The organism is Alcaligenes aquatilis (genome assembly GCF_003076515.1).
Lineage (GTDB): Bacteria > Pseudomonadota > Gammaproteobacteria > Burkholderiales > Burkholderiaceae_B > Alcaligenes > Alcaligenes aquatilis.
Window position 1 is genome coordinate 3,486,300 of the sequence record NZ_CP022390.1, and the last position, 24,077, is coordinate 3,510,376.

Annotated in this window: 22 protein-coding genes; 12 read left to right on the forward strand and 10 right to left on the reverse strand. The window is 56.2% G+C overall.

Features of this window, described 5'->3' with window-relative positions; all coding sequences use genetic code 11:
* Positions 1–11: 11 nt before the first annotated feature.
* Genes CA948_RS15940 through CA948_RS15955 form a run of 4 tightly spaced genes read right to left on the reverse strand, consistent with a single transcriptional unit; the run spans position 12 to position 3,940 of the window.
* Positions 12–581 carry a chalcone isomerase family protein gene (locus CA948_RS15940; protein ID WP_094197798.1) on the reverse strand — a complete coding sequence of 190 codons (570 nt, stop codon included), beginning with the start codon at positions 579–581 and terminating at the stop codon, positions 12–14.
* Entirely contained in the window at positions 574–1,845 is a 1,272-nt protein-coding gene (locus tag CA948_RS15945) for an SAM-dependent methyltransferase (RefSeq protein ID WP_094197797.1), read from the reverse strand. The genes CA948_RS15940 and CA948_RS15945 overlap by 8 nt, the downstream gene beginning before the upstream one ends.
* Positions 1,842–2,594, reverse strand: a complete 753-nt coding sequence (locus CA948_RS15950; RefSeq protein ID WP_094197796.1) for a DUF1365 domain-containing protein — start codon at positions 2,592–2,594, stop codon at positions 1,842–1,844. The genes CA948_RS15945 and CA948_RS15950 overlap by 4 nt, the downstream gene beginning before the upstream one ends.
* The gene (locus CA948_RS15955; RefSeq protein ID WP_108728521.1) at positions 2,591–3,940 is read right to left on the reverse strand and encodes an NAD(P)/FAD-dependent oxidoreductase; all 1,350 of its coding nucleotides are present in this window, start codon (positions 3,938–3,940) and stop codon (positions 2,591–2,593) included. Before CA948_RS15955 ends, CA948_RS15950 begins: the two co-directional genes overlap by 4 nt.
* 143 nt (positions 3,941–4,083) lie before the next feature.
* On the opposite strand from CA948_RS15955, the gene CA948_RS15960 reads away from it, so the two are divergent.
* On the forward strand, positions 4,084–4,740 hold the full coding sequence (locus CA948_RS15960; RefSeq protein WP_094197794.1) for a TetR/AcrR family transcriptional regulator: 657 nt from the start codon (positions 4,084–4,086) through the stop codon (positions 4,738–4,740).
* Between the two features lie 53 nt (positions 4,741–4,793).
* On the opposite strand, the gene CA948_RS15965 is transcribed toward CA948_RS15960, so the two are convergent.
* Positions 4,794–5,258 (reverse strand): nuclear transport factor 2 family protein, encoded by a 465-nt coding sequence (locus CA948_RS15965; protein WP_108728522.1) that lies wholly within the window; start codon positions 5,256–5,258, stop codon positions 4,794–4,796.
* Positions 5,259–5,431: 173 nt separating this feature from the next.
* Here CA948_RS15965 and CA948_RS15970 point away from each other — a divergent pair, with 173 nt between their 5' ends.
* Positions 5,432–6,235, forward strand: a complete 804-nt coding sequence (locus tag CA948_RS15970; protein WP_159063954.1) for a formylglycine-generating enzyme family protein — start codon at positions 5,432–5,434, stop codon at positions 6,233–6,235.
* 8 nt (positions 6,236–6,243) lie between these two features.
* Here CA948_RS15970 and CA948_RS15975 read toward each other — a convergent pair whose 3' ends face one another.
* Both CA948_RS15975 and norR read right to left on the reverse strand, forming a co-directional pair.
* Complete coding sequence (locus CA948_RS15975; protein WP_094197791.1) at positions 6,244–6,942, reverse strand: Crp/Fnr family transcriptional regulator; 699 nt, start codon at positions 6,940–6,942, stop codon at positions 6,244–6,246.
* Entirely contained in the window at positions 6,935–8,476 is a 1,542-nt protein-coding gene (gene norR / locus CA948_RS15980; protein ID WP_108728523.1) for a nitric oxide reductase transcriptional regulator NorR, read from the reverse strand. Before norR ends, CA948_RS15975 begins: the two co-directional genes overlap by 8 nt.
* A gap of 306 nt (positions 8,477–8,782) precedes the next feature.
* Between norR and CA948_RS15985 the strand changes: the two genes are divergently transcribed.
* From CA948_RS15985 to CA948_RS16020, 8 genes are all read left to right on the forward strand, one after another.
* On the forward strand, positions 8,783–11,062 hold the full coding sequence (locus tag CA948_RS15985) for a nitric-oxide reductase large subunit (protein ID WP_108728524.1): 2,280 nt from the start codon (positions 8,783–8,785) through the stop codon (positions 11,060–11,062).
* Positions 11,063–11,326: 264 nt separating this feature from the next.
* Positions 11,327–12,166, forward strand: coding sequence for a p-hydroxycinnamoyl CoA hydratase/lyase (locus tag CA948_RS15990; protein WP_094197787.1), 840 nt, complete (start codon positions 11,327–11,329; stop codon positions 12,164–12,166).
* Between the two features lie 89 nt (positions 12,167–12,255).
* The gene (locus tag CA948_RS15995) at positions 12,256–14,379 is read left to right on the forward strand and encodes an acetate--CoA ligase family protein (RefSeq protein ID WP_234354343.1); all 2,124 of its coding nucleotides are present in this window, start codon (positions 12,256–12,258) and stop codon (positions 14,377–14,379) included.
* 69 nt (positions 14,380–14,448) lie between these two features.
* A complete protein-coding gene (locus tag CA948_RS16000) occupies positions 14,449–15,819 on the forward strand; it encodes a spinster family MFS transporter (protein ID WP_108728525.1) in 1,371 nt (456 codons plus the stop codon).
* Between the two features lie 2 nt (positions 15,820–15,821).
* Positions 15,822–17,597 (forward strand): acyl-CoA dehydrogenase family protein, encoded by a 1,776-nt coding sequence (locus CA948_RS16005; RefSeq protein ID WP_108728526.1) that lies wholly within the window; start codon positions 15,822–15,824, stop codon positions 17,595–17,597.
* Between the two features lie 129 nt (positions 17,598–17,726).
* The gene (locus tag CA948_RS16010) at positions 17,727–18,191 is read left to right on the forward strand and encodes a MarR family winged helix-turn-helix transcriptional regulator (RefSeq protein WP_094197783.1); all 465 of its coding nucleotides are present in this window, start codon (positions 17,727–17,729) and stop codon (positions 18,189–18,191) included.
* Positions 18,192–18,420: 229 nt separating this feature from the next.
* Entirely contained in the window at positions 18,421–19,566 is a 1,146-nt protein-coding gene (gene nirK / locus CA948_RS16015; protein ID WP_094197782.1) for a copper-containing nitrite reductase, read from the forward strand.
* A gap of 192 nt (positions 19,567–19,758) precedes the next feature.
* Positions 19,759–20,088 (forward strand): c-type cytochrome, encoded by a 330-nt coding sequence (locus CA948_RS16020; protein ID WP_094197781.1) that lies wholly within the window; start codon positions 19,759–19,761, stop codon positions 20,086–20,088.
* A 24-nt stretch (positions 20,089–20,112) separates the two neighbouring features.
* Here the strand turns inward: CA948_RS16020 and CA948_RS16025 are convergent, their stop codons facing one another.
* The 3 genes from CA948_RS16025 to CA948_RS16035 all read right to left on the reverse strand — a co-directional run bounded on the left by CA948_RS16025 (position 20,113) and on the right by CA948_RS16035 (position 22,248).
* Positions 20,113–20,907: an exodeoxyribonuclease III gene (locus tag CA948_RS16025; RefSeq protein ID WP_094197780.1), complete on the reverse strand. Its 795-nt coding sequence runs from the start codon at positions 20,905–20,907 to the stop codon at positions 20,113–20,115.
* A gap of 72 nt (positions 20,908–20,979) precedes the next feature.
* Positions 20,980–21,789: a DODA-type extradiol aromatic ring-opening family dioxygenase gene (locus tag CA948_RS16030; RefSeq protein WP_094197779.1), complete on the reverse strand. Its 810-nt coding sequence runs from the start codon at positions 21,787–21,789 to the stop codon at positions 20,980–20,982.
* A 57-nt stretch (positions 21,790–21,846) separates the two neighbouring features.
* Positions 21,847–22,248 carry a DoxX family protein gene (locus CA948_RS16035; RefSeq protein ID WP_094197778.1) on the reverse strand — a complete coding sequence of 134 codons (402 nt, stop codon included), beginning with the start codon at positions 22,246–22,248 and terminating at the stop codon, positions 21,847–21,849.
* Positions 22,249–22,450: 202 nt separating this feature from the next.
* Between CA948_RS16035 and CA948_RS16040 the strand changes: the two genes are divergently transcribed.
* On the forward strand, positions 22,451–23,341 hold the full coding sequence (locus CA948_RS16040; protein ID WP_094197777.1) for a LysR family transcriptional regulator: 891 nt from the start codon (positions 22,451–22,453) through the stop codon (positions 23,339–23,341).
* Positions 23,342–23,394: 53 nt separating this feature from the next.
* Positions 23,395–24,069, forward strand: coding sequence for an orotate phosphoribosyltransferase (gene pyrE / locus CA948_RS16045; protein ID WP_094197776.1), 675 nt, complete (start codon positions 23,395–23,397; stop codon positions 24,067–24,069).
* The last annotated feature ends 8 nt before the right edge of the window (positions 24,070–24,077 follow it).

A 24,077-nucleotide genomic window follows, 5' to 3' on the forward strand; every position in this document is an offset into this window, starting at 1 on the left:
TCGTGCCTTTCTTAGCGTTTGCTCAGCAATGCCGCGCGCAGACCGGGCGCCGACGTTTGCTCAGACAACCAGATTCCAAAAAACAGGCGCGCGTACTCTGCGTCCTGAATACGTGCTGTCTCGCGTCCATTGTGGAAAAAACGTACATCGCCGGCCCCGTCGGTTACCCCCAGCAGCCGATCCTGAGCCAGCACATCAGGAAAGGCTTTTGTCATCAGGAGCAACCATTGGCGTGCCTGTTGTTCAGAGAAGCTGCCGACGCGTCGCATTTCGGCTATTGAGCGCTCGGCAATCGCCTCTCCTTCCAGCTTGCGGTCGTAGATCAGTTCCAGCGCGAAAGGCTGGCGTGCATACTGTGCTGGCTCGAAGTCCGGCAGCGCCCACAGGCGCGCCTCGTAAACCCGCAGTCCAAAAAAGCGCATGGGGCCGCTGCCAAGCAAATGGGCAGCGGGCAGGGTGGAGCGCAGCTCCTGGGGGGCAGCCGGTGTGGCCGCCAAGACAGTATTGGTCATGGCAGTAAGGGTAGGAGCGAGAAGACTGATGCCCCAGATCAGGGTTTTGCGTCGTCGAAGATCAGGCATGGTCGGGCCTTCTCAATGTGAACTGGACCACATCGGTGTTGCCCATATCAAAGGCAGCCTCGCAGTAGGCCAGATAAAATCGCCAGATGCGTACAAAGCGTTCGTCAAATCCCTGGCTTCGTACAGCATCGAGCTTGTGCTCAAAAGCCTGACGCCAGCGTCTGAGCGTTTCGGCATAGTCCTTGCCAAAGCTCATCTTCTTGACTATTTCCAGGCCTGCTCGTTGCGCCTCGCGCTCGAAGGCCGTGACACTGGGCAACAGTCCTCCCGGAAAAATGAACTGCTGAATGAAGTCGGAAGAGTGCAAATAGCGCTCAAAAAGGTCTTCGCGCAGGGTGATCGATTGCAGGCAAGCATGGCCCCCCGGTTTGAGGCAGTCATGTAAGGTCTGGAAGTAGGTGCGCCAGTATTCATGTCCGACCGCTTCAAACATTTCAATGGACACAATGGCATCGAATGGCTGCGCCGCGTGTTCGGCAGCTAAGTCCCGGTAGTCCTGATAACGCAGATCCACCTGTGTTTGCAGGCCTGCTTGGGTGATGCGCTGCGTGGCCCAGTGAAGTTGTTCACGCGACAAGGTCACACCGCTGACCTGTGCGCCGAACTCCGTGGCCGCTGTCTGGGCAAGTGCCCCCCAACCGCAGCCGATTTCCAGCAGGCGTTGACCTGGTTGCAGCCTTGTCTCGCGCAACGCACGTCGTATTTTGTTCTGCTGGGCCTGCTCCAGATCTGCCTCTTGCAAGGCGCTGCCGCTGAGACCTTCAAACCACGCAGAGCTGTAACTCATGGTCGGATCCAGCCACAGCTGATAAAAATCGTTGCCCAGATCGTAGTGGGCATGGATGTTTTTGGCGCTGCCTGCCCGTGTGTTGCGGCGAAGCATATGCCGTAGCCTGAAGCCCAGACGGCCCCACCAGTGACCATATACCAGTTGCTCCAGGTGGTCGCGGTTGTCGATGCACAGGCGCAAGAGTCCGCTAAGGTCGTCACTGTCCCATAGGCCGTCTATATAACCTTCGGCAAAACCAATATCGCCCGAGCTTAGAACGCGCTCCAGCGCTTCCCAGTGCTTGATTGTGCAGCGTGCGTCTGCATCCGGGGCGCTCTGTTTGGGGCAATGCCGCAGTTGCCCATCGGGCAATTGAAGCTCCAATTGGCCATGAGGCAGATGCGTCAACAGCTTCAGGACGCGGTTCGCGCTAGGTGGCAAGACGCGTTTTGCATCGGCGGACTTGCGCAAGAGGGTGGCGGTGCTTGTATTCATCGTGTGACAGAGCGCTTGGGCGCTGGTGGTTTGCGATGGAAAGGAAGCCGCTTTGCCCACAGGCGCAGTGCTTGCCAGTGGATGCGGAAAATGACCCCAAGGGTCATGAGCGGCGTGCCAAAAAAGGCCCGGCGCACGGTCGTGGTGCTCAAGGGATGCAACACTCCTTGAACGCCCGTACGCAGCACGGGGCCTGCGTCGTCGTAAAGATCAATGAGTGCCAGGTTGGCGCGGTCACTGCGTTTGAAGCGGAAGCGATACTCTCCCTGAGTCTCGCAAAATGGAGACACATGAAATTGCTTGCTGGCCACTTGCTCACAGTCCCAGTCCAGATCCGGTCCGGCAAGAAGATAGGCATGGCGCTCACCAAAGGTGTTGTTGACCTCAGCCAGAATCGCCGCCAGCGAGCCGTCTGCCCGATGTGCGTACCAAAAGCTGACGGGCTTGAAGACATAGCCCAGGACACGGGGGAAGGTATGCAACCAGATTTCCCCATCGGCGTCCTGTATGCCTTCTTCTTGCAGCAAGGCCTCGAACCAGGCCAGAGCGTCATTGCTGCCGTCGCCGTGATCACTATCGTGAAAACTGATCCAGCCGCGCCGATTGCGACGTAGCACAGCAACGGGGTGCTCACGCAGGCTGCGCATGGGAAGCAGCAGGAAATAACCAGGGTAACGAAAGGCGTGATCGACCGGCCGTAGCCGGCGGTGCCAAATATGGCCAAAGCCAATAAGAGGGACGGTGCTCATACCGTTTCCTCCTCGTTGATCTCGATGGGGGGCGCTGGCTGTTCGTGCTCAAGAGACAGCAGGACCTTGTCGGCCGCATTCAGGCCAGAGCGCAAGCCGTCCTCATGGAACCCGTAGCCACACCAGGCGCCGCAAAACCAGGTGCGGCGTTGGCCTTGCAGTTGCTCGACAAGCGGTTGTGCCTGGATGGCGGCCTGGTCAAAGACCGGATGGTGGTAGCCAATACGGGCATGCACCTTGTCCGGGTCTATTGGGCGGACTGGATTCAGGGAAACCAGCACGGCTTGTTGCCAGGGCAGGGGTTGTAATCGGTTGATCAGGTAGTGGAGGCAAACCCCCGCCTCTTCTGAATTCACGCAGGAGCCGCGCTCGTAGTTCCATGCCGCCCAAGCCGCTGTGCGTTGTGGCAAGACGGAGGTATCGGTATGCAAAACCGCTTCATTGGCCTGATAGCGGATGCTGCCCAGTACGGCTTGTTCCTGTTGTGTCGCGTCTTTGCCAAGCAAGTGCAATGCCTGGTCACTATGGCAGGCCAGTACGATGGCATCGAACTGTTCCGACCCGTGGGGCATTTCTACTAAAACCCCCTGTGGCAGGCGTTTGAGGCTGAGCACCGGGGTATTCAAGCGTGTTTCATGGCGACCGTCTTGTTGCAGCCGTTCAATCATGCGACGCACATACTGTTGCGATCCCCCTCGAACGGTGTGCCACTGAGGCCGATTAGTGATCTGTATCAGCCCATGATTGTGGCAAAAGCGAATCAAGGTAGTAACGGGAAAACGCAGCATTTGATCTGTCGGGCAAGACCAGATACTGCCAATCATGGGTAGTAGATAGTGGTGGCGAAAGGCGCTGCTAAAGCCGTGCTGATCAAGAAAGGTTTCTATCGAGGCACTGAGCTGCGACTCGACCTGGCGCTGGGCAATGTCCGTGGTCAGACGATTGAAACGCATGATCTCGAGCAGCATGCCAATGAAGCGTGGGCGCAGCAAATTTTTGCGTTGTGCAAAAACCCCGTTCAAGGAGCTGCCGCTCCATTCCATACCCGGTCTGCCGTGGGCGTCGGGCACCTGCACTGAAAAAGACATTTCGGACGGTGCCGTTTCCACATCCAGCTCTTTGAACAGTTGCGTGAGCATGGGGTAGGTGCGGTGATTGAATACGAGAAACCCGGTATCTACACCATGACAAATTCCGTCCAGGCTTAGTTGGACGGTATTGGCATGTCCGCCGAAATAGCTGTTTGCCTCGATCAAGCACACGCGATGAGAGGTCTGCGTGCTGGCCAGACGAAAGGCAGCGGCCAGACCGGAAATGCCCGAACCTATGACAGCGATACGACGCATGGCAGCTCCTTGAGTATTGCTATAGTGCTCAATAGACCATAAGGATTAAAATGTGAACTGCTTAGTTCAAACTATAAACCCTAAATATTATTTTTGCACTATCTAGTGTTCAAGATAGTCCCATTCGTCCTAAAATGTGATGTATGAACGCTCGATCCTCAATCAAACAACAAATCCAGCGGGTGCGCGAAGAAGCTATCGTGACCGCTGTGAACCGGCTATTGGCTACCAAGGGCTACGACGCCATGACGGTCGACGAAGTTGCCGCCGAGGCGGGCATGGCCAAGGCCAGCCTGTATAAGTTATTCACGTCTAAGGAAGAGCTTGCTGCGGCCGCAATGGTTGGCGTCTTGGATCGCGCCTTGGCTTTTGTGGACGAGTTGCGTAGACAGGCCAAGAGCGCGGCTGACTTGGGTGCGCCGATTGCAGCAATCGATCAGCTCAAATCAGTGGTGCGCTGGACGATGCACACCCAATTGCAAGGGGAAATGCCGTCGTTGCCCGCGCAGAACTCGAACCTTAGCACCTCGCTCCAATCGAATGACGAGTATATGGATCGTCTGATCGCCTTGAGTAATCGTCTGAGCACCTGGATTATCGAGGCACAGACAGCAGGCGGCCTCCAAACGGGTCTGCCCGTTGAGCTTGTGCTCTATACCCTATTTGCGCGCGCTTGCGATCCTGTGGTGGGTTTGCTCAAGGAGTCCGGCCAGTACACCCATGAGCAAATCATTGAATGGGTGACCAGCACCACGTTTGATGGTTTGGCAGGATCTGGCCTGAAGCCCCCCACTCCGTAGGGTGATCTCCAAACGCAAGCAGGGGCTTGTGTGTGTTCCGATTGCTTGTTGTCTCAAGAGGTAGCAAGCTTGCGTCGCAGCCAGCGCATCAATACGTCCAGTAGCGGCAGTTTTGCGTAAAGCTCCTCGGCCGCATCCCAATAATCGCGATGATGAGACACCCGTCCCTGTTCATCAAAGGACAGGAACGAAGCCCCCTTGATGCATTGTTCAACGTCCGGCTTCCACCGACGGAGTCGAAAACGGAACTCCCATTCCAGAAAGGCCCGGTGATCTTGGACGATCTGCTGCGTAATGACAAATCGTGGTGCTTGTAGCGCCGTAAACATATGTTCGAAGATGCGTCGAATGGCCGGCACGCCACGCACTTCGTTAAAGGGGTCCTTGAAATAGGCATCAGGCGCGTAACAGGCCTCAAGCTCGGAGAGCCGGTCTGGTGCCAGCTCTTGATAGAGCTGGACGATTCGGCGCACTGCCGCCGCACTATCATCGGAACCTGCGGGCAAGTCAGTCTTCATGGGTGTCAGCCTGAGGATTCAAGGGACGATGAGGAAACAACAAGTATAAGGCTCAAGCAACAGGCCAAAGAGCGGGTTGGATAATTTGACTTCTTATAGACGCTGTTTGCCTTGGAGCAAGGACGCAATGTTCTCGCTACGTTTCAATGGTGATTGTCTCTAGGGAGTTCATAATGCGAAGCCATGTAGTGGGATCCGTGCTGTTAGTGGCCATATTGGCCGGATGTTCGGCTGGCGAGTCCAGCAATCCGTCCGCTTTGCCCGAGCTGGTGGAAGTGGCTGGCCCGGCACGTGAGCTCATGCAGGCTGGCGAGTACTTGCTCGATGGCCGCTTGGTCGCGTCCGATACGGTGATGTATGCCCCGGCCCCGACCCTGAAAGCGATGAAATATCAAGTCAGCCAGTACGAGTACGATCAGTGCGTTCGTGCAGAACGTTGCAAGGCTGCAGACGCAGTGGGTCGAGGGCAGGCCAAGAATATGCCGGTTGTCGGGGTGAGCTGGCAGGACGGACAGGATTACGCTGCCTGGTTAAGCGAGCGTACAGGCAAGACATTCCGTTTGCCGCAGTATCTGGAATGGAGCTATTTCGCCGATCAGAAAGTACCTGAATCGGCGCAGGGTGGGCTGGATGAGAATGAGCAGGCCGCTTTGTGGCTGCAGGAATATCAGGAAAGCTACAAGCGCAAACAGGAGCAAGAGGTGCCCTTAGCGCCCTTGGGGCAGGGCGTGGCCAATGCTTATGGGGTATTTGATGCTGGTGGGCAGGTGGCCGAATGGACCAATACCTGCCACGTACGGGTACACCGCATCAGCATGCCTCGTGCAGAATCACGCCTGGAAAACTGCGGTGTACGCACCTTGGGGGGCGAGCATATTGCGGTGATGCCCGACTTTATCCGCGATCCTAAAACCGGGGCGTGTTCGGTTGGTGTGCCACCGCGTTATCTGGGGCTGCGTCTGGTCACTGACGATTAGGCTGGCACTTAGCCACGCTCCAGAACGGCTTGTGCAAACTTGTCCAGGTCTGCAATCGTAATTTGTTTGCGGCCTGCCAGAATCAAGCCCTGGTGATCCCAGCTACTGACGACACGGCTGGCCGTGTACAAGGTGGTCCCGGCCAGGTCAGCCAGATCTTGCCGGGTCACCGGAATGCTCAAGGATGTGCCTTGTGCGCCGCTTTGGCCCACTTGGCGAATCAAACGCAGCAGGCTGTGAGCAAGCCGCTGCTCCACTTCCAGACTATGAATTTCCAACAGGCGATCATCCGCATCGCTGAGTCGTTGTGCGACGGTATCTTGCGCAGAATTGAGCAGGCACGGAAAGCGTTGCGTCAGGCTGTCCCAGGATTTCTCCGGCCAGGCCAATGCCGCGCTGGTGGTCACGCTGATAGCCGTAGCCGGGTAGTTGCGGCGGCGCAGTGCTGGGGCAATGCCAATCACATCGCCCGGTAAGGCAAAACGTACCAGCAGTTGCGAGCCATTGGGCATGGTGCGCACGACTTTGATCAGGCCTTGGAGCAGGACGAAAAAATGGTCGCTGCTTTGTTCCTGGCGAAAGACCTGGCTGTCCTTGTCGTAGTGGATCAGGCGTCCTTCTTGCCACAGCTCATCGATGCCGCTTGCGTCCAGCGTGGAGAAAACGGGCAGGTTGGCTAACAAGGAGGGGTAGGAGATGTCAGTCATCACTTAAGCTTTCTGAGCGGGTTTTTAGCCCTAGTTTGCTGGCCAGCTTGTGTAGATTGCTGGGGTCTATGCCTAGCTGCCGGGCAGCCTGGCTCCAGTTACCGGTGGTATCCTCCAAAGCCTGTCGGATCAGTTGGCTCTGTAGTTGCTCAACGGACTGACGCAAGGATTGGCGGGGGGGATCAACCGCCATACTGGCCGCTGCGACAGGCTGGTGGATAGAAGGTAACAAATTGAGATTATCAGCGCTAAGTGTAAATATTTGGTTACGTTCTGGCGTGTCGACCAGCAGGCGGATAGTTGCCCGGCTGATCAAATGTTCCAGTTCACGAACATTACCCGGCCAATGATAAGCCAGTAAAGCGGCTTCTGCGTCGGGAGACAAGCGAATTCCGCGTAATCCCAAACGGGATCGGTTGATTTCCAAAAAATGGCCTGCCAGCAGCAAGATGTCCTGATGGCGCTCGCGCAGGGCAGGGATGGTAAGTGGAAAAACCGACAGGCGGTGAAACAGGTCCGCCCGGAAACCGCCTTGGGCGATCTGCTGACTCAGGTCACGGTTGGTGGCGGCAACCAGACGCACATTCAGCTTGATGGGGTGGTCCGCCCCCAAGCGTTGAATCTCGCCATTTTGCAAGGTACGCAGCAGCTTGGCCTGAATCGTCAAAGACAACTCACCGATTTCATCCAGAAACAGGGTGCCGCCCTGGGCTGCTTCAAAGCGCCCGGCGCGATTTTCATGCGCCCCGGAAAAGGCCCCCTTTACATGTCCAAATAATTCGCTTTCCGCCAAAGACTCGGGCAGGGCAGCACAGTTCACGTAGATCAAGGGACTGTTGTGACGTGGTGAGCGTTGATGCAGGCGCTGTGCAAACAGCTCTTTCCCTACCCCCGTCTCGCCCAGTAAAAGTACAGGCAGCTCTGAGGAGGCCACCGTGTCCAGCAACTGAATGACTTCCTGCAGCGGTTTGCTGTTGCCAATGATGGCGGCCGAGTTATGGCGTGACAAATAATCGGGCGGCAAGGTGGAGAGCAGTCGTAGACTGCGGTTCTCTTCTTCCAGTTCGCTGATGCGGATCGCGCTCTCCAGCACCAGGCACCAGTGCTTCAGTTCTATCAGCATGGAGGTTGAAAACGTCCCTGGCCGCAAGGCATCCAGCGTCAGAATGCCCCAGGGTGTGCCCTGGGCTTGCAAGGTAATCCCTACGCAATCGTGTACCGGCAAAGGCTGGCCCAGTTTGTCATCAAGCAAGCCGTCGTAAGGGTCGGGCAGGCCACAGTGGGGTTCAAAGCGGGTCAGGTTGGATGAGCTCAAAATTCGGTTCAAACGGGGGTGGTCTGCAATCACGAAGTGACGCCCCAGGGTGTCATGGCCCAAGCCGCTGGCTGCAACAATACGCAATACGGTGTCATCCAGTTTCAGCAAACCCGCTGCATCACAGCCAAAGTGCCTAGCCAGCAAATGCACCATGCGCTGTAGACGTAAGGGCCCGGGAATCTCGGTGGCAAGGTCGGCAATCAAAAGATCTAGCATGGGTGGAGAATACCCTTATGGTGAAAAATACCCAGTTTTGTTGGGGTAGTTTATACCTAGGATGGTGACAAACCATTGATCTATGTCGTCTTGGACTTGGCACGGTCTTTGCTTTAGAGGTCTTGTCATACATTTTTAAGGACTATGACATGACCCCCGACTTAGCAGAACATCGCTACAAGGCGTGTACTTCGGTCCGTCCCCCGTTCCGGGGCCGTACCCAAACAGGTTTTGACCAGGTAACTGGGTCCTGCCAGGACCTGTTTGGATTGGGTCGTTTGATTCATCAGCGAGACGGAGAAGAAAATGCGTAGCTATAAAAAACTATGGTGGTCCCTGGTGGCAGTCACCATGGTCACCTTTGCCATCCTGGGATGGACAGGTGTGGAGGTGTATCGTCAGGCACCCCCCATGCCGGTCAAGGTAGTCACACCGGATGGCCGTGAATTTACCTCACAGGAACAGATACATCGTGGCCAGTCCGCCTGGCAAAGTACCGGCGGTATGCAACTGGGCTCGATCTGGGGGCACGGGGCCTACCAGGCACCGGACTGGAGTGCCGACTGGTTGCACCGCGAGGCTCTGGCCTGGCTGGATTTGGCTGCCCAGCAAACCTACTCGCTGAACTATGATCAGCTGACATCCAGTCAGCAGGCCACCTTGCGGCAGGAACTGCAGGACGAATACCGTCCTAACCGCATTGATGAAGCGACGGGCGTGCTGCAGATCAGTGAACGTCGCGCCAAGGCCATCGACACTACCGCCCAGTACTACATTGACCTGTTTGGTGACGCGCCCGAGCTGAAATCCAGCCGCGAGAGCTTTGCCATGAAGGACAACACCTTGCCAGAGCTGCAGCGCCGTCAGGACATGACCCGCTTTTTCTTCTGGCTGTCCTGGGCCACGGTAACTGATCGTCCTGGCACCACCGTCAGCTATACCAACAACTGGCCGCACGAGCCCTTGGTGGATAACTATCCTTCCACGGCCAATATCGTCTGGTCCATCGTCAGTATCGTGCTCTTGCTGGCCGGTATTGGCCTGCTGGTCTGGATCTGGGCCTTTACGCACAAAGAAGAGGAAGCCCCTGTTGCCCCGGCTACCGACCCGGTTCTGGCTTTCCGTCTGACCCCTTCACAGCGTGCCCTGAAAAAATATGCCTTCCTGACGGTTGCCCTGTTTGTCATCCAGGTTTTCCTGGGGGGCTTTACCGCACACTACACGGTTGAAGGCCAGATGTTCTATGGCATAGACGTGTCGCAGTGGTTCCCTTATTCCCTGACCCGTACCTGGCATATTCAGGCAGCTCTCTTGTGGATTGCCAGTGGTTTTCTGACCGCCGGCTTGTTCCTGGTGCCCTTGATTAACGGGGGCGAGGATCCCAAGTTCCAGCGCCTGGGTGTGGACATCCTGTTCGGTGCTCTGGTTGTGCTCTTTATTGGTTCTTTTGCCGGTAACTTCCTGACTATCAAAAACATTCTGCCTCCCGAGCTGAACTTCTGGTTTGGTCACCAGGGCTACGAATACCTGGATCTGGGGCGTTTCTGGCAGATCATCAAGTTCATTGGTCTGGCTTTCTGGCTGTTGCTGATGCTGCGTGGCATGTGGCCTGCTCTGCGTCGAGACAAGGGCGACAACCACTTGCTGGTTCTGTTGACCATCTCTACCGTGGCCATTGGCCTGTTCTACGGGACTGGCCTGTTCTACGGCGAGCACACCAATATCACCATCATGGAGTACTGGCGCTGGTGGGTGGTTCACCTGTGGGTTGAAGGTTTCTTTGAGGTCTTTGCCACGGTTGCCATGGGCTTTATCTTCCTGACCTTGGGGCTGGTTTCCAAGCGTAGTGCCACCATTGCCGGTCTGGCTGCCGCCTCGCTGTTCCTGGTTGGCGGGGTGCCGGGTACTTTGCATCACATGTACTTCTCGGGTACGACCACTCCGATCATGGCCATTGGTGCTTCTTTCAGTGCGTTGGAAGTGGTGCCTTTGATCATGTTGGGTTACGAAGCCTTCCATAACTGGAAAATGCAGAAACAAGCCGGCTGGATGAGCGATTTGCGTTGGCCCGTCATGTTCTTTGTGGCCGTGGCCTTCTGGAACATGCTCGGTGCTGGTGTGTTTGGTTTCCTGATCAACCCACCTATCTCGCTGTACTACATTCAGGGTCTGAACACGACACCACTGCATGCACACGCTGCCTTGTTTGGTGTGTATGGCTTTCTGTCTCTGGGCTTTGTCTTGCTGGTGGTACGTTATATCTCGCCCGAGGTTCGCTATAACGACCGTGTGATGAGCTGGGGCTTCTGGGCACTGAACGGTGGTTTGGTGCTGATGATGTTCGTCAGCTTGCTGCCTGCTGGGATTATTCAGGCTTGGGCCAGCATTTCGGAAGGCATGTGGTACGCCCGCAGCGAAGAGTTCATGCAGCAGCCCATCCTGCAATCTTTGCGTTGGTGGCGCACCTTGGGTGACGTCGTCTTTATTGCCGGTGCCTTGATCGTGTTCCAGCAGGTTTGGGTACGTATCTCTGCACGGCGTCGGATAACGCCGGCCAATGCAGTCGGTGCCATCAAAACATCCTGATCTTTTTTACTGGCGCTCTCTTTTTCTATGAGAGCGCATCGACAAGAAAACCGCCTTCGGGCGGTTTTTTTATGTTGGAGGGACTGGTGTGCTCCGAGTACGAGCGCCAAGCTGGTGGCCGTTTTGTCAGGCTGTGTGGATTGTGTTTGCGAACACCTAGGGTTAACGCTGTATTGTGATGATCAATAATAGTTATTTATCATAATAATTATTGATTCAAATTAATTGGATAGAGATCCAGTTTCACAAGAGCAAGGAAGGCTGATGAATATTGAACGCACAGAAGAGCAAACCGTGTCTTGTACGGTAGAGAACCGTATCGCCTGGGTGAAATTCAATCGTCCCGAAAAACGCAATGCCATGAGTCCGCAACTGAATCGTCAGATGATGCGTGTACTCGATGAACTGGAGTTCCGTGAGGACGTGGGTGTCGTGGTGCTCAGTGGCGAGGGCTCGGCTTGGACTGCCGGCATGGACTTGAAAGAGTATTTCCGGGAGACCGAGGCCACAGGCCTGGAAGGGACGCGCAAGGCGCAACGTGAAAGTTACGGTTGGTGGCGCCGGTTGCGTTGGTTTCAGAAACCGACGATTGCGATGGTCAATGGCTGGTGCTTTGGTGGAGGCTACGGCCCCTTGTTTGCCTGCGACCTGGCGTTTGCCGCTGATGAGGCCACGTTTGGCCTGTCTGAAATCAACTGGGGTATTTTGCCCGGTGGTGGTGCCTCGAAGGTTGCGGTCGAGCTTTTGTCGTTCCGTAATGCGATGTATCACGCCATGATGGGTGAGAACATCGACGGGCGTACGGCAGCCCAGTGGGGGCTGGTCAATGAGTCCTTGCCCTTGGAGAGCTTGCAAGAGCGCGTGACGCAGGTTGCGCAAACCTTGCTGCAAAAGAACCCGATTGCCTTGAAGGCAACCAAAGATGCCATTCGTCGTGTGCGGGAAATGACTTACGACAATGCTGAAGATTATCTGGTGCGAGTTCAGGAAGCAGCCAACAGTTTCGATAACGAAGGCCGCAAAGAGGGTATGCGTCAGTTCCTGGACGATAAAACATACAAGCCTGGCCTGGGAACCTACGACCTTTCCAAACAAAAAGCCTGATAAACGGCACAGCAGGGGAGGCAGCCTCCTTGGTCTGAAGGAGAGCTGACATCACCCAATGGGAGACAACAGTGATAAGGACACAGAGGGTGGCCGCTCAGCGGCCGGATATCGGACGGCTGTTAAAGCCCGGTTCCATTGCTATTGTGGGCGCGTCTGCCACACCCGGCGCACTGGGTGCATCGGTACTGGGTAATCTGGAACGCAACGGTTTTGCCGGTGAGATTTACTTGATCAATCCCAAGCGCGCCCAGATAGCAGGCCGCCCTTGCCTGGCATCCGTTGAACAGCTTCCTGACGGAGTGGATGTGGCTGTCTTGGCGATTCCACAAACGGCCGTCCTGGATACCATTCGTGCGCTGGCCAAGCGGCGTGTCGGTGCGGCGATCATTTTCTCGGCAGGTTTTGCCGAGGCCGGAGAGCAGGGCCAAGCCGAGCAAAGCGAGATTGCTCGAATCGCGGCTGAGGCTGGCATGGTGATTGAAGGGCCTAACTGTTTGGGGAGCATCAATTATCAGCAAGGTGTGCCACTGACGTTTGTGCAAGTGGATATTCGGGACAAGACCTGCGCGTCGCAACCGTGCATCGGGGTGGTGTCGCAAAGCGGTGCCATGATGACGGTGCTGTGCACCACCTTGTCCAGCCGTCACTTGCCCTTGTCCTACGCCGTCTCAACGGGTAATGAGGCGGCCAGTGTTGCGGAAGATTATGTGGAGTTCTTGCTGGAACAAAGCCATACCCGCGTTATTGCGATGATTGTCGAGCAATTTCGTCATCCAGAGCGCATGCTGGCAGCCGTGGCCCAGGCACGTCGTCAGGGCAAGACGCTTGTCCTGCTTCATCCAGGCAAAAGCAGTGCGGCTCGCGCTTCTGCGGCCACACATACCGGGGTTCTGGCTGGCGACTACTCCTTGATGCGCACCAAGATGGAGCGTGCGGGTGCTGTTTTTGCAGAAACACTGGAAGAGCTAGGTGATATCGCCGAGATTGCCATTCGTTGTCCGGCCTTGCCGGCTGCGGGCGTAGCGGTTCTGGGAGAGTCAGGCGCCTTCAAAGCCTTGACCCTGGATTGGGCCGAGGCCTTGCAACTGGATCTGCCGGTGATCAGTGACCAGGACTCGCCGCAGCTAAGGGCGGTGTTGCCCGGTTTTGTGGGTGTGAGCAATCCCTTGGACCTGACGGCACAAGGTTTGGTCGATCCGGACCTCTATTACCGTACCTTGACGGCGTTGCTGGAGGACGAACGCTTCTCCACCCTTGTCATTGGTCTGATTCAGGGCGATGCGGTGACCTGCGGCATCAAAATGCCCCCGGTGCTGCGAGCCATACACGATTTGCGTCCCCGTAAAGCCGTGGTGCTGGCCGGATTGGATGAGGGGGCGGCTGTCCCACCCGAGTTCATTGAGCAACTGCGCAGCCTGGGCGTTCCGTATTTCCCCAGTACCGAGCGGGCCTTGCGTGCCGTGCAACGGTTGACAGCGTTGCAAGCACGCCGTTTTGAAAGCAGTCACAGTGAACCCAAAGCCTTAGCTTTGCCGGCAGATCGCACCGTTGTGCCTGAATATCAGGCCAAGCAAATCCTGGCCCAAGCGGGCATACCATTTGCTCGTGGAGAACTGGCTACTAGCCTGGAGCAGGCGGTAGAGACCGCCCAGGCGCTGGGTTGGCCTGTTGCGCTCAAGGCTCAGTCTGCGCAGTTAAGCCACAAGAGTGATGCAGGCGGTGTCATTCTTAACGTTGGCGACAGGCCATCTTTAGAGCAAGCCTGGACGCGTCTGCATGCCAATGTGGCCAACTACGACGGCAATATTGTCCTGGATGGTGTGCTGGTAGAGGCCATGGGACGGCGTGGCCTGGAGATGATTGTAGGGGCGCGTCAGGACCCGCAATGGGGGCCGGTCATTTTGGTAGGTATGGGAGGAGTTACGGCGGAAATCATGCGTGATGTTCGTCTGCTGGATGCTGATCTGTCCGTAAGGCAGGTATTGCATGAGCTCGATCAGTTGCAGGCAGCGGCCTTGTTGCATGGCTATCGAGGCTCCCCCAGGCTTGATCGTGAGGCATTGGCCGAGCTGATCGTCCGCCTCGGGCAGGTGTTGCGTGGCACGCCTGCTATTCGTGAAATAGACCTTAATCCGGTGATTGTGTTGCCCGAAGCTCAAGGTGTGCTTGCATTAGATGCCCTGATGCTGATTCAGGGTCAAAGCGGCTGAGGTCCACCAGGGCTGGCTGTTCATGCCAGCCCATTTAATTCCTTTCTCCATCCTTCACAGGAGCTTGCCTTGAGCCTGCCTTATTTGCCGGGCCGTGTACGCGTGCCCGCTTCCACCGAGCCTTCGACCTTGGGCTATGCGTATTACGTCACGATTGTCTTATTGCTGGCCTATACGCTGTCCTTTGTGGATCGCCAGATCTTGGGCCTGTTGGTGCAGCCCATCAAAAAGGATCTGCATCTGTCAGATTGGATGTTCAGTATTGTTCACGGTTTTGCGTTTGCCATTTTCTATACGTTTGTTGGGATTTTTCTGGGCCGCTTGGCAGACCGCTGGAATCGCCGCAACCTGATTGTGATTGGAATGGTGGTGTGGGTGTTGGCCACTGCCGCAGGGGGCTATGTGACTGGTTTCGCATCGCTTTTTGTCGCCCGCATGTTCGTGGGCATTGGCGAGGCCGCCCTGTCTCCGGCCGCCTATTCTATGTTGGCCGATTACTTTGCGCCCGAGCGCCGGGCCCGTGCCATGAGTATTTATACATCGGGGGTCTATATAGGATCGGCGACTGCCTTCATTGTGGGTGGGCTGGTCATTGAGGCGACCAGCCAGTCAGGAACGCTGGTGTTTCCGCTGCTGGGCAGCTTCAAACCCTGGCAGGCGGCCTTCATCTTTGTGGCCTTGCCCGGTATCCCCCTTGTTCTGCTGATGCTAACGGTGCGGGAGCCGGTGCGGCGGGGCCTGAAAGAGGCCAGCCCAACCGCGCGTGCCGGATCGGCTTGCGCCCCGGATTGGCGCTATGTGCTGCGTCATAAACGGGCCTACTTTCCACTGCTGTTGGCTCCGGGGCTGACCGCCATGATCACGTTTGGCGTCACGGCCTGGCTGCCCGCTACCTTTATCCGCCAGTGGGGCTGGACTCCGGGTGAAATTGGCCCAGCTTACGGGGTCATTATTTTGACATTTGGGATTGGGGGCATGCTGGTCAGTGGCTTTCTGGCTGATCATCTGACCGCACGCGGCAAGCTGGTAGGCTCGATCCTTATTTCCTTGATCGCCACCAGCGTTCTGATCGTGACTGGCGTGGCGCTGGCCTTTGCCCCTTCTGCTGAGTTTGCGTTGGTAGCGGTGGCAGCAACGACCTTCTTTCTGGGGATGCCCGTTGCCTTGGCTCCTCCTATCTTGCAGGCGATTACGCCCAATCAATTGCGGGGGCAGGTCACGTCGATTTATCTGCTTCTGATCAATTTGATTGGCTTGGGCATGGGCCCGTTTCTGGTCGCTTTTTTCACGGATTTTATTTTTTATGACGAGCAGAAAGTAGGGTTGTCATTGGGTTTGGTCTCAGCCTTGGCGGCCTTGCTGTCAGTCGTGTGCCTGGCCCGGGCGATTGGCCCTTATCGTCAATTGGTCGCCGGTTTGGCGCAGCAAGAGAGGACTTAAGTATGCAAGCATTACATTATCAGCCCCCCTTGGAGGATTTCCGGTTTGTGCAGCAGTATTGCTTACAGGCGGAAAAAGAGTGGTGCCGTTTGTCGGCGCACCAGGGGCTGGATCAGGAAACGGCAGATAGGGTGCTCGAGGCGGCCGGACGCTTCTGTGCTGACGTATTGGCGCCGCTCAATGGGCCAGCGGACTTGCAAGGCTGTCGTCTGGAGCACGGACGGGTCTTGACGCCAGACGGGTTTGCTAAAGCCTATGCCGATTTTGTGGAAGCGGGCTGGCCTGCTTTGGCCTGCGATCCCAGCGTGGGCGGCCAGGGTCTGCCTCAGTTGCTGGATACGGCCTTGCATGAAATGCTGGCATCGGCCAATCACGGCTGGGCCATGTATCCGGGAATTTTGCATGGTGCGTACGCCTGCTTGCATGCTCATGGTGATGATTACATTCGTCGCACCTATCTGCCGCCTATCGTTAGCGGGCGTTGGTTGGCCACGATGTGCCTGACAGAACCACAAGCCGGTTCCGATTTGGGTTTGTTACGTACCCAGGCACTGCCCGAACAAGATGGTTCCTACCGCTTGCATGGCAACAAGATTTTCATCTCTGGTGGCGATCAGGATATGAGCGAGAACATCGTTCATCTGGTGCTGGCACGTCTGCCCGATGCCCCTGCCGGTACACGGGGGCTGTCCTTGTTCCTGGCCCCACGCCTGATTCCCCAGGAACAGGGATTGGTTCCCAATACGATTTATTGCGATGGTATTGAGAAGAAAATGGGTATCAAGGGCAGTGCTACTTGTACGATGCGTTTCGAGGCTGCCCAGGCCTGGTTGCTTGGCAAGCCGCATCAAGGTCTGGCTGCCATGTTTGTCATGATGAATTCGGCTCGTTTGCATGTTGGCTTGCAAGGCTTGGGCCATGCAGAAGCCGCATGGCAATTGGCACGCACTTATGCTCATGAACGTCATCAGATGCGGGTGCAACCTCGCCCGGCAACGGCCAAGGGAGCAGCGGACCCTATTGCCCATCATCCTGCCATGCAACGCATCCTTGCCGACTTACGCGTCTGGACGGAGGGTATGCGGGTGATGGCGGCGTGGACAGCGCATCAGCTTGATTTGGCGCAGAGCCTGCCAGAGGGCGACGAGCAGGCTCAGGCGCTGAGTCTGGCCTCTTTGCTGACACCGGTCGTCAAGTCGTTCTTTACAGAGCGGGGCTTTGCCCTGGCCAGCGACGCACTACAAGTTTTTGGCGGCTATGGGTACGTGCATGAGTATCGTATTGAGCAAACGCTTCGGGATGTGCGTATTGCCATGATTTATGAAGGAACCAACCAGATCCAGGCGCTGGATCTGCTGCAGCGCAAGATTGCTGCCGTGGGCCCCGAGGCCTTGCAACCTTTGCTCCAGACCTGGCGCGGGGAGGCGGATGCTTGCCTGAGTGCGATGGCGGACTGTCCGTGGGGCAAAGCGTTAAGGCAGTGGAGCGACCATCTGCACGAAGTGACGACCCATTTGTGCTCCCGTGCTCAACACGATACGCAAGTGCTGGCGTGGTGTGCGGAGGATTATCTGCGCTTGGTCGGTACCGTGTGTATGGCATTTGCCTGGGCACGGGCAGGGCGGGTCAGTCGCTTGCAGGCCGATACCAGCTTGTGTGAGCGTAAGGTGGCCAGTGCTGATTATTTCTTTGATCATGGCTTGCTGGACGCCCGCTATTATTTGAGCAGGATAGAGGCGACAGCGGCACGCACAGTGCCCATGCAAAAGCTCGTCTGAGACGGTTTACAGGTCTATGTTCTATGATTGATGTCTGCACCGATCAACGGTGTGCCGCTCAGGATGGTGTCGATAGTATGTCGACACTGTCTTGCTGGCGTTTTTCTCTTTTTAGTCAGACACCAACTCATGGACAGTGCTCTCGAATCCGCTGTTGACCAGTCGCGCCTTCTGCGCTTTCTGGGCTATCGCCTCACGCGTACGGAAATTCATATTCATAAGCTGTTTGCGCATCGTGTTGCCGAGCATGATCTCAAGCCCAGCGAGTTTTCTATTTTGATCTTGCTCGATGCCAATCCGGGAATCTATTTACGCCAATTGGGTGAAACGCTGGATATCTCGCCGTCCAATCTGGTGCCGGTGGTCGAGCGTCTGGTCAAGCGTGGTTTGATCCAACGCCATTCAGACCCGCGTGATCGACGTTTGCAGCAATTGCATCTGACTGCTCAAGGCCAGACTTTGCTCTTGCCTGCTGAAGAGCAGGTCGGAAAATTGGAGGAGGAATTGGAACAGATTCTCACCGCTACCGAGCGGCGCCATTTGTTCTCGGCCCTGGACAAACTGATGGCCGTCCAAGAGAGTCGCGAAAGCTGATCAGTTGCAGAATGGCTGAGCAGACGATCCTTGCGGATCGGGTTGCGGCGTATCGTTAACAGGTATTTTTTAAAACCGCCGTTGAGGCGGTTTTTTTTGTGCGCATCGCCAATGCTTGCGCTGCAACAAAGATGGCGTAGATTAAGTGCGTTCAAATACATCCTGTAACTGTTAGAGCAATCAACTATTTAATCAGCAGGCATTACGCCTGGATCAAACCGGAGGTAGTATGGAACGTCGTCATTTCTTGAAAAGTGCTGGCCTAGGTGTGGCCGCAGGAACCACTTTGTTGGCGGCGCAAGTACAAGCCCGCGAAACAGCCGCCCCCAAAAAGAATGCGCCCTGGCTGGCTGCACGTACAGAAGAGCAGATCGCCAAGCTGGAACGGGTCAAGGTGGATCTGGTTGCGCCTCCCATGGTCCATAAACACGAGCAAAAAGTGGGTCCCGAGCCGCGTGTCGTGGAATTTCGCATGACCATCTCCGAGCGCGAAATCGAGGTTGACCGTGACGGCACCACCATGCACGCCATGATGTTCGACGATTCCATGCCCGGTCCTACCATGGTGGTTCATGAAGGCGACTACCTGGAGCTGACCCTGGTGAACCCGGCCACCAACACCATGCCGCATAATATCGACTTTCATGCCTCGACCGGTGCGCTGGGCGGTGCCAAGCTGACCAACGTGAACCCTGGGGAGCAAGCCACACTGCGTTTCAAGGCCGACCGCAGCGGTACCTTCATTTACCACTGCGCACCAGAAGGCTCGGTTGCCTGGCACGTGGTTCAGGGCATGCACGGTACCGTCATGGTGCTGCCACGCGACGGCCTGAAAGACTCGGCTGGTAACCCCTTGCATTACGACCGTGTCTACAGCATTGGTGAGTTTGACCTCTACATCCCTCGTGATGAAAAGGGTAACTTTAAAAAGTATGGTTCATCGGCGGAAAGCTACGGTGATACCTTGGAAGCCATGCGTGGCCTGATCCCCAGCCATGTGGTGTTCAACGGTAAGGTCGGTGCCTTGATGGGTGACGGTGCCATGAAGGCCAAAGTGGGTGAAACCGTGCTGTTCATTCACTCGCAGGCCAACCGCGATACGCGACCCCACCTGATCGGGGGGCACGGTGACTGGGTTTGGGAACTGGGTAAATTTGATGACCCACCCGCCAAGAACCTGGAAACCTGGTTCATTCGTGGCGGTTCGGCCGGTGTGGCGCTCTACACCTTCAAGCAGCCTGGAGTGTACGCCTACGTGAACCACAACCTGATCGAAGCCATGGAGCTGGGTGCCGCAGGTCACGTCCTGGTCGAAGGCGACTGGAACGATGACTTGATGAAACAAGTCAGCCCTCCCGGCCCGATCAAGGCTTAAGGCAGGAGTTGGTGCCCGGAGCGCGGAATTGAGGAACAGGAGTACGAATCAATTCCGTCCGGGCTTGCAGGCAGTATCGTAAACAAGCCAAGAACAAGCAGGGGGTATGGACTTTGAAAACCAGGTCCCTTGTTCTGCAAACGAAGTATCAGCCGGGCATGCGTTCATGCCGACTGTTTAAAGGGTAAAACCATGAGAATCTATAGCCCCGCCACCATGATGTCATCTGCAATGGCCGCTTTACTCTTGTTGGCCGCTGTTCCTGCAGCACATGCCGATTCCGACGAAGCCCTCAAACTATATAAATCGTCGTGTATGGTCTGCCACGCATCCGGTATGGCCAATGCGCCCCGTCTGGGTGATAAGGCTCGTTGGGCGCCCTTGATTGCTCAAGGCGAAGACGCCCTGATGGAAGTGGTTATCAATGGCAAGGGCGCCATGCCACCGCGTGGTGCTGCCCCCAAAGCCACGGACGAGCAATTGCGTAGTGTGGTGCGCTATATGATTGAGAAGGGCAGCTAAGGCGCTGACCTTCTCAGACTGGGCTTACAAGCTCCAGTCGTAATCAACCGTCAAGGGCGCATGGTCACTGAAACGCTCTTCTTTATAGACCGTGGCATGACGCGCCTTGGCAGCAATACCTGGGGTGGCAATTTGATAATCAATGCGCCACCCCACATTTTTGGCCCAAGCCTGGCCGCGGTTGCTCCACCAGGTGTAGCACTCGTCGGTGGTATCGGGATGCAGGCTGCGATACACGTCTACCCAGGACAGCTCGTCCAGCACTTTTGTCATCCAGGCACGTTCTTCAGGTAGAAAGCCGCTGTTTTTCAGATTGCCTTTCCAGTTTTTCAGATCGGCTTCGTGGTGTGCAATATTCCAGTCACCACAAATGATGAATTCGCGGCCAGTATCACGGTGCTCCTGCATCAAGCCATTAATCCACTGCTCAAAATGATCCAGAAAGCGGTACTTGGCCGTTTGACGCTCGTCGCCCGACGAACCGGAGGGCAGGTAGGCGCTGATGACACTCAGGTCATGCCAGTCGGCGCGAATGATACGGCCTTCGGCATCAAACTCCTCGCAGGCCATCCCTTCGACCACATTTTCCGCTTTGTGATTCAGATACAGGCCTACGCCGCTATAGCCTTTTTTCTGCGCGTGGTGGAAATGCCCGTGATACTGACCGGGGTGGGTCAGATCGGGGGTCAGATCAGGCTCGCTGATCTTGATTTCCTGCATGCAGACAATATGAGGTTTCTGGGCTTCCAGCCAGGCGGGCAGACCTTTACGAAAAGCAGCCCGAATACCGTTGACGTTTAACGAGGTGACGCGTAACACGTGGCAATTCTCCTTATAGCGTCAGCACTGTAACCCGTAACCTGCCTGTATGTCAGTGGCCGTCAGAGCTTGTTACGTGGCCGAGCCAAAGCGGTAGCTGGACACGGTCAAGCCACCAAAGGCGTGTGTTTCATGGTGAAAGCGATGCGCGGTATCGCCACGTGCGGCCCCGGCAGCCACCATGACGGGGACCAGGTGATCCTCGCGCGGATGGGCAATACGTGCTGCCGGAGCTTGTTCCCAATCCATCAAGGCCTGACGGCGAACAGCGGGATCCTCCAGGCTTAGGCTCTGGTGTAGCCAGGCATCAAACTGGGCCGAGGGCTCCACACCACCGGGTCCCATATTGCGCAGGTTGTGGTAGCTCAGGCCGCTGCCAATAATCAGCACATCCTCGTCCCGCAAGGGGGCCAGGGCTTGGCCCATGGCGTAGTGCAGGGCCGGGTCATAGTTGGCGTGAATGGACAACTGAACCATGGGCACTTTGGCCTGCGGGTAGATGACATAAGCCGGTACGAAGGCGCCGTGGTCAAAGCCGCGTTGCATATCCAGATGAGTGGGCAGGCCAGCGCCTTCCAGCAGGTTACAGACCTGCTGGGCCAATGCAGGATCGCCCGGTGCAGGGTAATGGATCTCGTAGGTATGGGGTGGAAAGCCATAGTAGTCGTACACCATGCTCGGTTGTGCTGCGGCTGCGACCAGCAAATGTGCCTGTTGGGCTTCCCAGTGGGCGGAGACCATCACGATTGCTTTGGGCGTGCGGCCCAGTTGGCGTGGAATGTCCTGCAAGGCAGTACGCAGCGGGGCGTACATGGTTTGTGCCTCGGAGATCCAGGGCCAGGGTCCGCCACCGTGCGAAATGAAATAGGTGGGCATTGTCATGATGATCTCCTGCCCCCCGCCAGATAGAGGCAGGGGTTAAGGGGTTGAGTGGGGCAATCAGTCTTTGCTGCGACCTGCGTCAATGCTCCAGGGGCCCGGGCCAGCAAAAGCCAGATAGAGGAACACAAAGCAGAACAGAACCGCCGCTTCGCCGCCGTTGAGAATTGGAGTGGCAAAGGTACTGGAGGTGGCGTGACCAATAAAATAAGCAAACGCGCACAGGCCCGATGCAACAAAGGCTGCAAAGCGAGAAAACAGCCCAAGCACCAGCAAGCCGCCCAGAACGAGTTCCAGGATGCCTGCAACCCCATACAGAGAGGTGATCTGCAGGTTGGCAAACATGTCTACTTTGGGGAAACCGAGGATCTTGGCAGTACCGTGTGTCAGCAGTAAATAGCCTGTGACAAAGCGCAGCAGGCTAAGGATGCGAGGAGTCCAGCTGGAAGTAAGGGCGCTCATGTGTTTTCCTTTGGAAAGTTGACAGTATCGGTAAAACAGCACCTGACCCGGGGAAGTGACATCGTTTCGATGTCAGCCTGGAGCTGGTCCCGCCCGTTCAAGGTCCAGACAGGCATCGGGTTGGCACTTTTTTTAGATTAATCAATTACTATCAGGAAATAAACAGGCCTATTTTCATTAGTTACTTTCTTATTAGGAAAGCATGGATACGATTCAGAGTTTGCGGGTGTTCAGAGAGATCGTGGTGGCGGGCAGTTTTGCCGCGGCGGCGCAACGTCTGGACATGTCAGCGCCTATGGTCAGCAAACACCTGGCCAATCTGGAAAAACAGCTAGGCACCCGCTTGCTCCATCGCAGCAGCCGTCGTTTGAGTCTGACAGAATTGGGGCAGACTTACTTTGACTATTGCCTGCAGGCGCTCGATACCCTGGAACGCGGGCAGCAGGCTTTGTCGGGTTCAGGGCATCAGCCGCAAGGGGCCTTGCGGGTGACGGCTCCGGTGTGGTTTGCAAATCGCAAAGTGGCGCAGTTGTTGCACGATTACCAAACACGCTTTCCGGAAGTGACTCTGGATATGAGCCTGAGCAATCACAAAGTGGATTTGGTGGCGGAAGGTTTTGATCTGGCTCTGCGGGTGATGCGCGAGCCTGCCCCGCATCAGATTGCGCGTCTTATTTGCCCCATGCCTTTTCATCTGGTGGCCAGCCCGGCGTTTGTTGCCCAGCACGGCATGCCGCGTAACTGTGCTGAGGTGATGCGTTTGCCTGCTATCAGTCCCAGTTATTTGCAGCAGCCCAGCTTCGAGCTGTTAGGGCCGGACGGGCCGGAGTCCTTGCGCCTGAATCCTTTTATGCGCTCGGACAACACGAACCTGACCTATTACAGCGCCTTGGGCGGAGCAGGGTTGGCCTATTTGCCCCAGTGGCTGGTCATGGATGATCTGAACAGTGGTCGTTTGGTCCGCTTGCTACCTGATTACACCGAAGAGCGGCAACAACTGCATGCCGTCTATGCCAGTCGTCGCTATTTGACACCTAAAGTGCGCAGTTTTATCGACTTCTTGTTAGAAGAACTGGCCGAACCTGCCAAGTGATGGCGCACAACACGCTAAAATGCTGTTCGTCTCTATCTTTTTCATACTCTGTCATGTCGGCTACTAACGATAATCGTCGCAATTTTGTGCGCTTTTCCCTGGAACAGGGAGTGCTGCGCTTTGGGGAATTCAAGGTCAAGTCTGGCCGTTTGAGTCCTTACTTCTTCAATGCCGGCCTGTTCAATACGGGACGTAGTGTGGGTCAACTGGCCCGTTTCTATGCCCAGGCTTTACTGGATTCGGGCGTGTCGTTTGACATGCTGTTCGGGCCTGCCTACAAAGGGATTCCTTTGGCTGCCGCGACCTCGATTGCCCTGGCTGAGCATCCTCAAATTGGTGATCGTGACGTGCCCTTTGCCTTCAACCGCAAAGAAGCCAAAGACCACGGCGAAGGCGGTACCCTGGTGGGAGCACCCTTGCAAGGCAAGGTCGTGATTATTGATGACGTGATCACAGCGGGTACGTCCGTGCGTGAATCCATGCAGATCATCAAGGCGGCGGGTGCAGAGCCTGCTGCGGTGCTGATTGCTCTGGATCGCATGGAACGCGCTGGTAATGACCAGGAACTGTCCGCACATTCTGCTGTGCAGGAAGTGGAACAGACTTACGGTATTCCCGTGATCAGCATTGCTTCGCTGGCTGACATCATGGCGGTATTGGCAGACGATACGACCTTGGCCGCTCATGCTCCCCAGGTGAAAGCCTACCGTGATCGCTACGGCGTCTGATCTCCCGC

Coding starts and splice junctions, on each gene's coding strand:
- CA948_RS15955 (WP_108728521.1), bottom strand. CDS start 3,940: ATGCGTCGTATCGCTGTCATAGGTTCGGGCATTTCCGGTCTGGCCGCT.
- CA948_RS15960 (WP_094197794.1), top strand. CDS start 4,084: ATGAACGCTCGATCCTCAATCAAACAACAAATCCAGCGGGTGCGCGAA.
- pyrE (WP_094197776.1), top strand. CDS start 23,395: ATGTCGGCTACTAACGATAATCGTCGCAATTTTGTGCGCTTTTCCCTG.
- CA948_RS16035 (WP_094197778.1), bottom strand. CDS start 22,248: ATGAGCGCCCTTACTTCCAGCTGGACTCCTCGCATCCTTAGCCTGCTG.
- CA948_RS15950 (WP_094197796.1), bottom strand. CDS start 2,594: ATGAGCACCGTCCCTCTTATTGGCTTTGGCCATATTTGGCACCGCCGG.
- CA948_RS15975 (WP_094197791.1), bottom strand. CDS start 6,942: ATGACTGACATCTCCTACCCCTCCTTGTTAGCCAACCTGCCCGTTTTC.
- CA948_RS16005 (WP_108728526.1), top strand. CDS start 15,822: ATGCAAGCATTACATTATCAGCCCCCCTTGGAGGATTTCCGGTTTGTG.
- CA948_RS15945 (WP_094197797.1), bottom strand. CDS start 1,845: ATGAATACAAGCACCGCCACCCTCTTGCGCAAGTCCGCCGATGCAAAA.
- CA948_RS15990 (WP_094197787.1), top strand. CDS start 11,327: ATGAATATTGAACGCACAGAAGAGCAAACCGTGTCTTGTACGGTAGAG.
- CA948_RS16010 (WP_094197783.1), top strand. CDS start 17,727: ATGGACAGTGCTCTCGAATCCGCTGTTGACCAGTCGCGCCTTCTGCGC.
- CA948_RS15985 (WP_108728524.1), top strand. CDS start 8,783: ATGCGTAGCTATAAAAAACTATGGTGGTCCCTGGTGGCAGTCACCATG.
- CA948_RS15940 (WP_094197798.1), bottom strand. CDS start 581: ATGCCTGATCTTCGACGACGCAAAACCCTGATCTGGGGCATCAGTCTT.
- CA948_RS15965 (WP_108728522.1), bottom strand. CDS start 5,258: ATGAAGACTGACTTGCCCGCAGGTTCCGATGATAGTGCGGCGGCAGTG.
- CA948_RS15970 (WP_159063954.1), top strand. CDS start 5,432: ATGCGAAGCCATGTAGTGGGATCCGTGCTGTTAGTGGCCATATTGGCC.
- norR (WP_108728523.1), bottom strand. CDS start 8,476: ATGCTAGATCTTTTGATTGCCGACCTTGCCACCGAGATTCCCGGGCCC.
- CA948_RS16030 (WP_094197779.1), bottom strand. CDS start 21,789: ATGACAATGCCCACCTATTTCATTTCGCACGGTGGCGGACCCTGGCCC.
- CA948_RS16020 (WP_094197781.1), top strand. CDS start 19,759: ATGAGAATCTATAGCCCCGCCACCATGATGTCATCTGCAATGGCCGCT.
- nirK (WP_094197782.1), top strand. CDS start 18,421: ATGGAACGTCGTCATTTCTTGAAAAGTGCTGGCCTAGGTGTGGCCGCA.
- CA948_RS16040 (WP_094197777.1), top strand. CDS start 22,451: ATGGATACGATTCAGAGTTTGCGGGTGTTCAGAGAGATCGTGGTGGCG.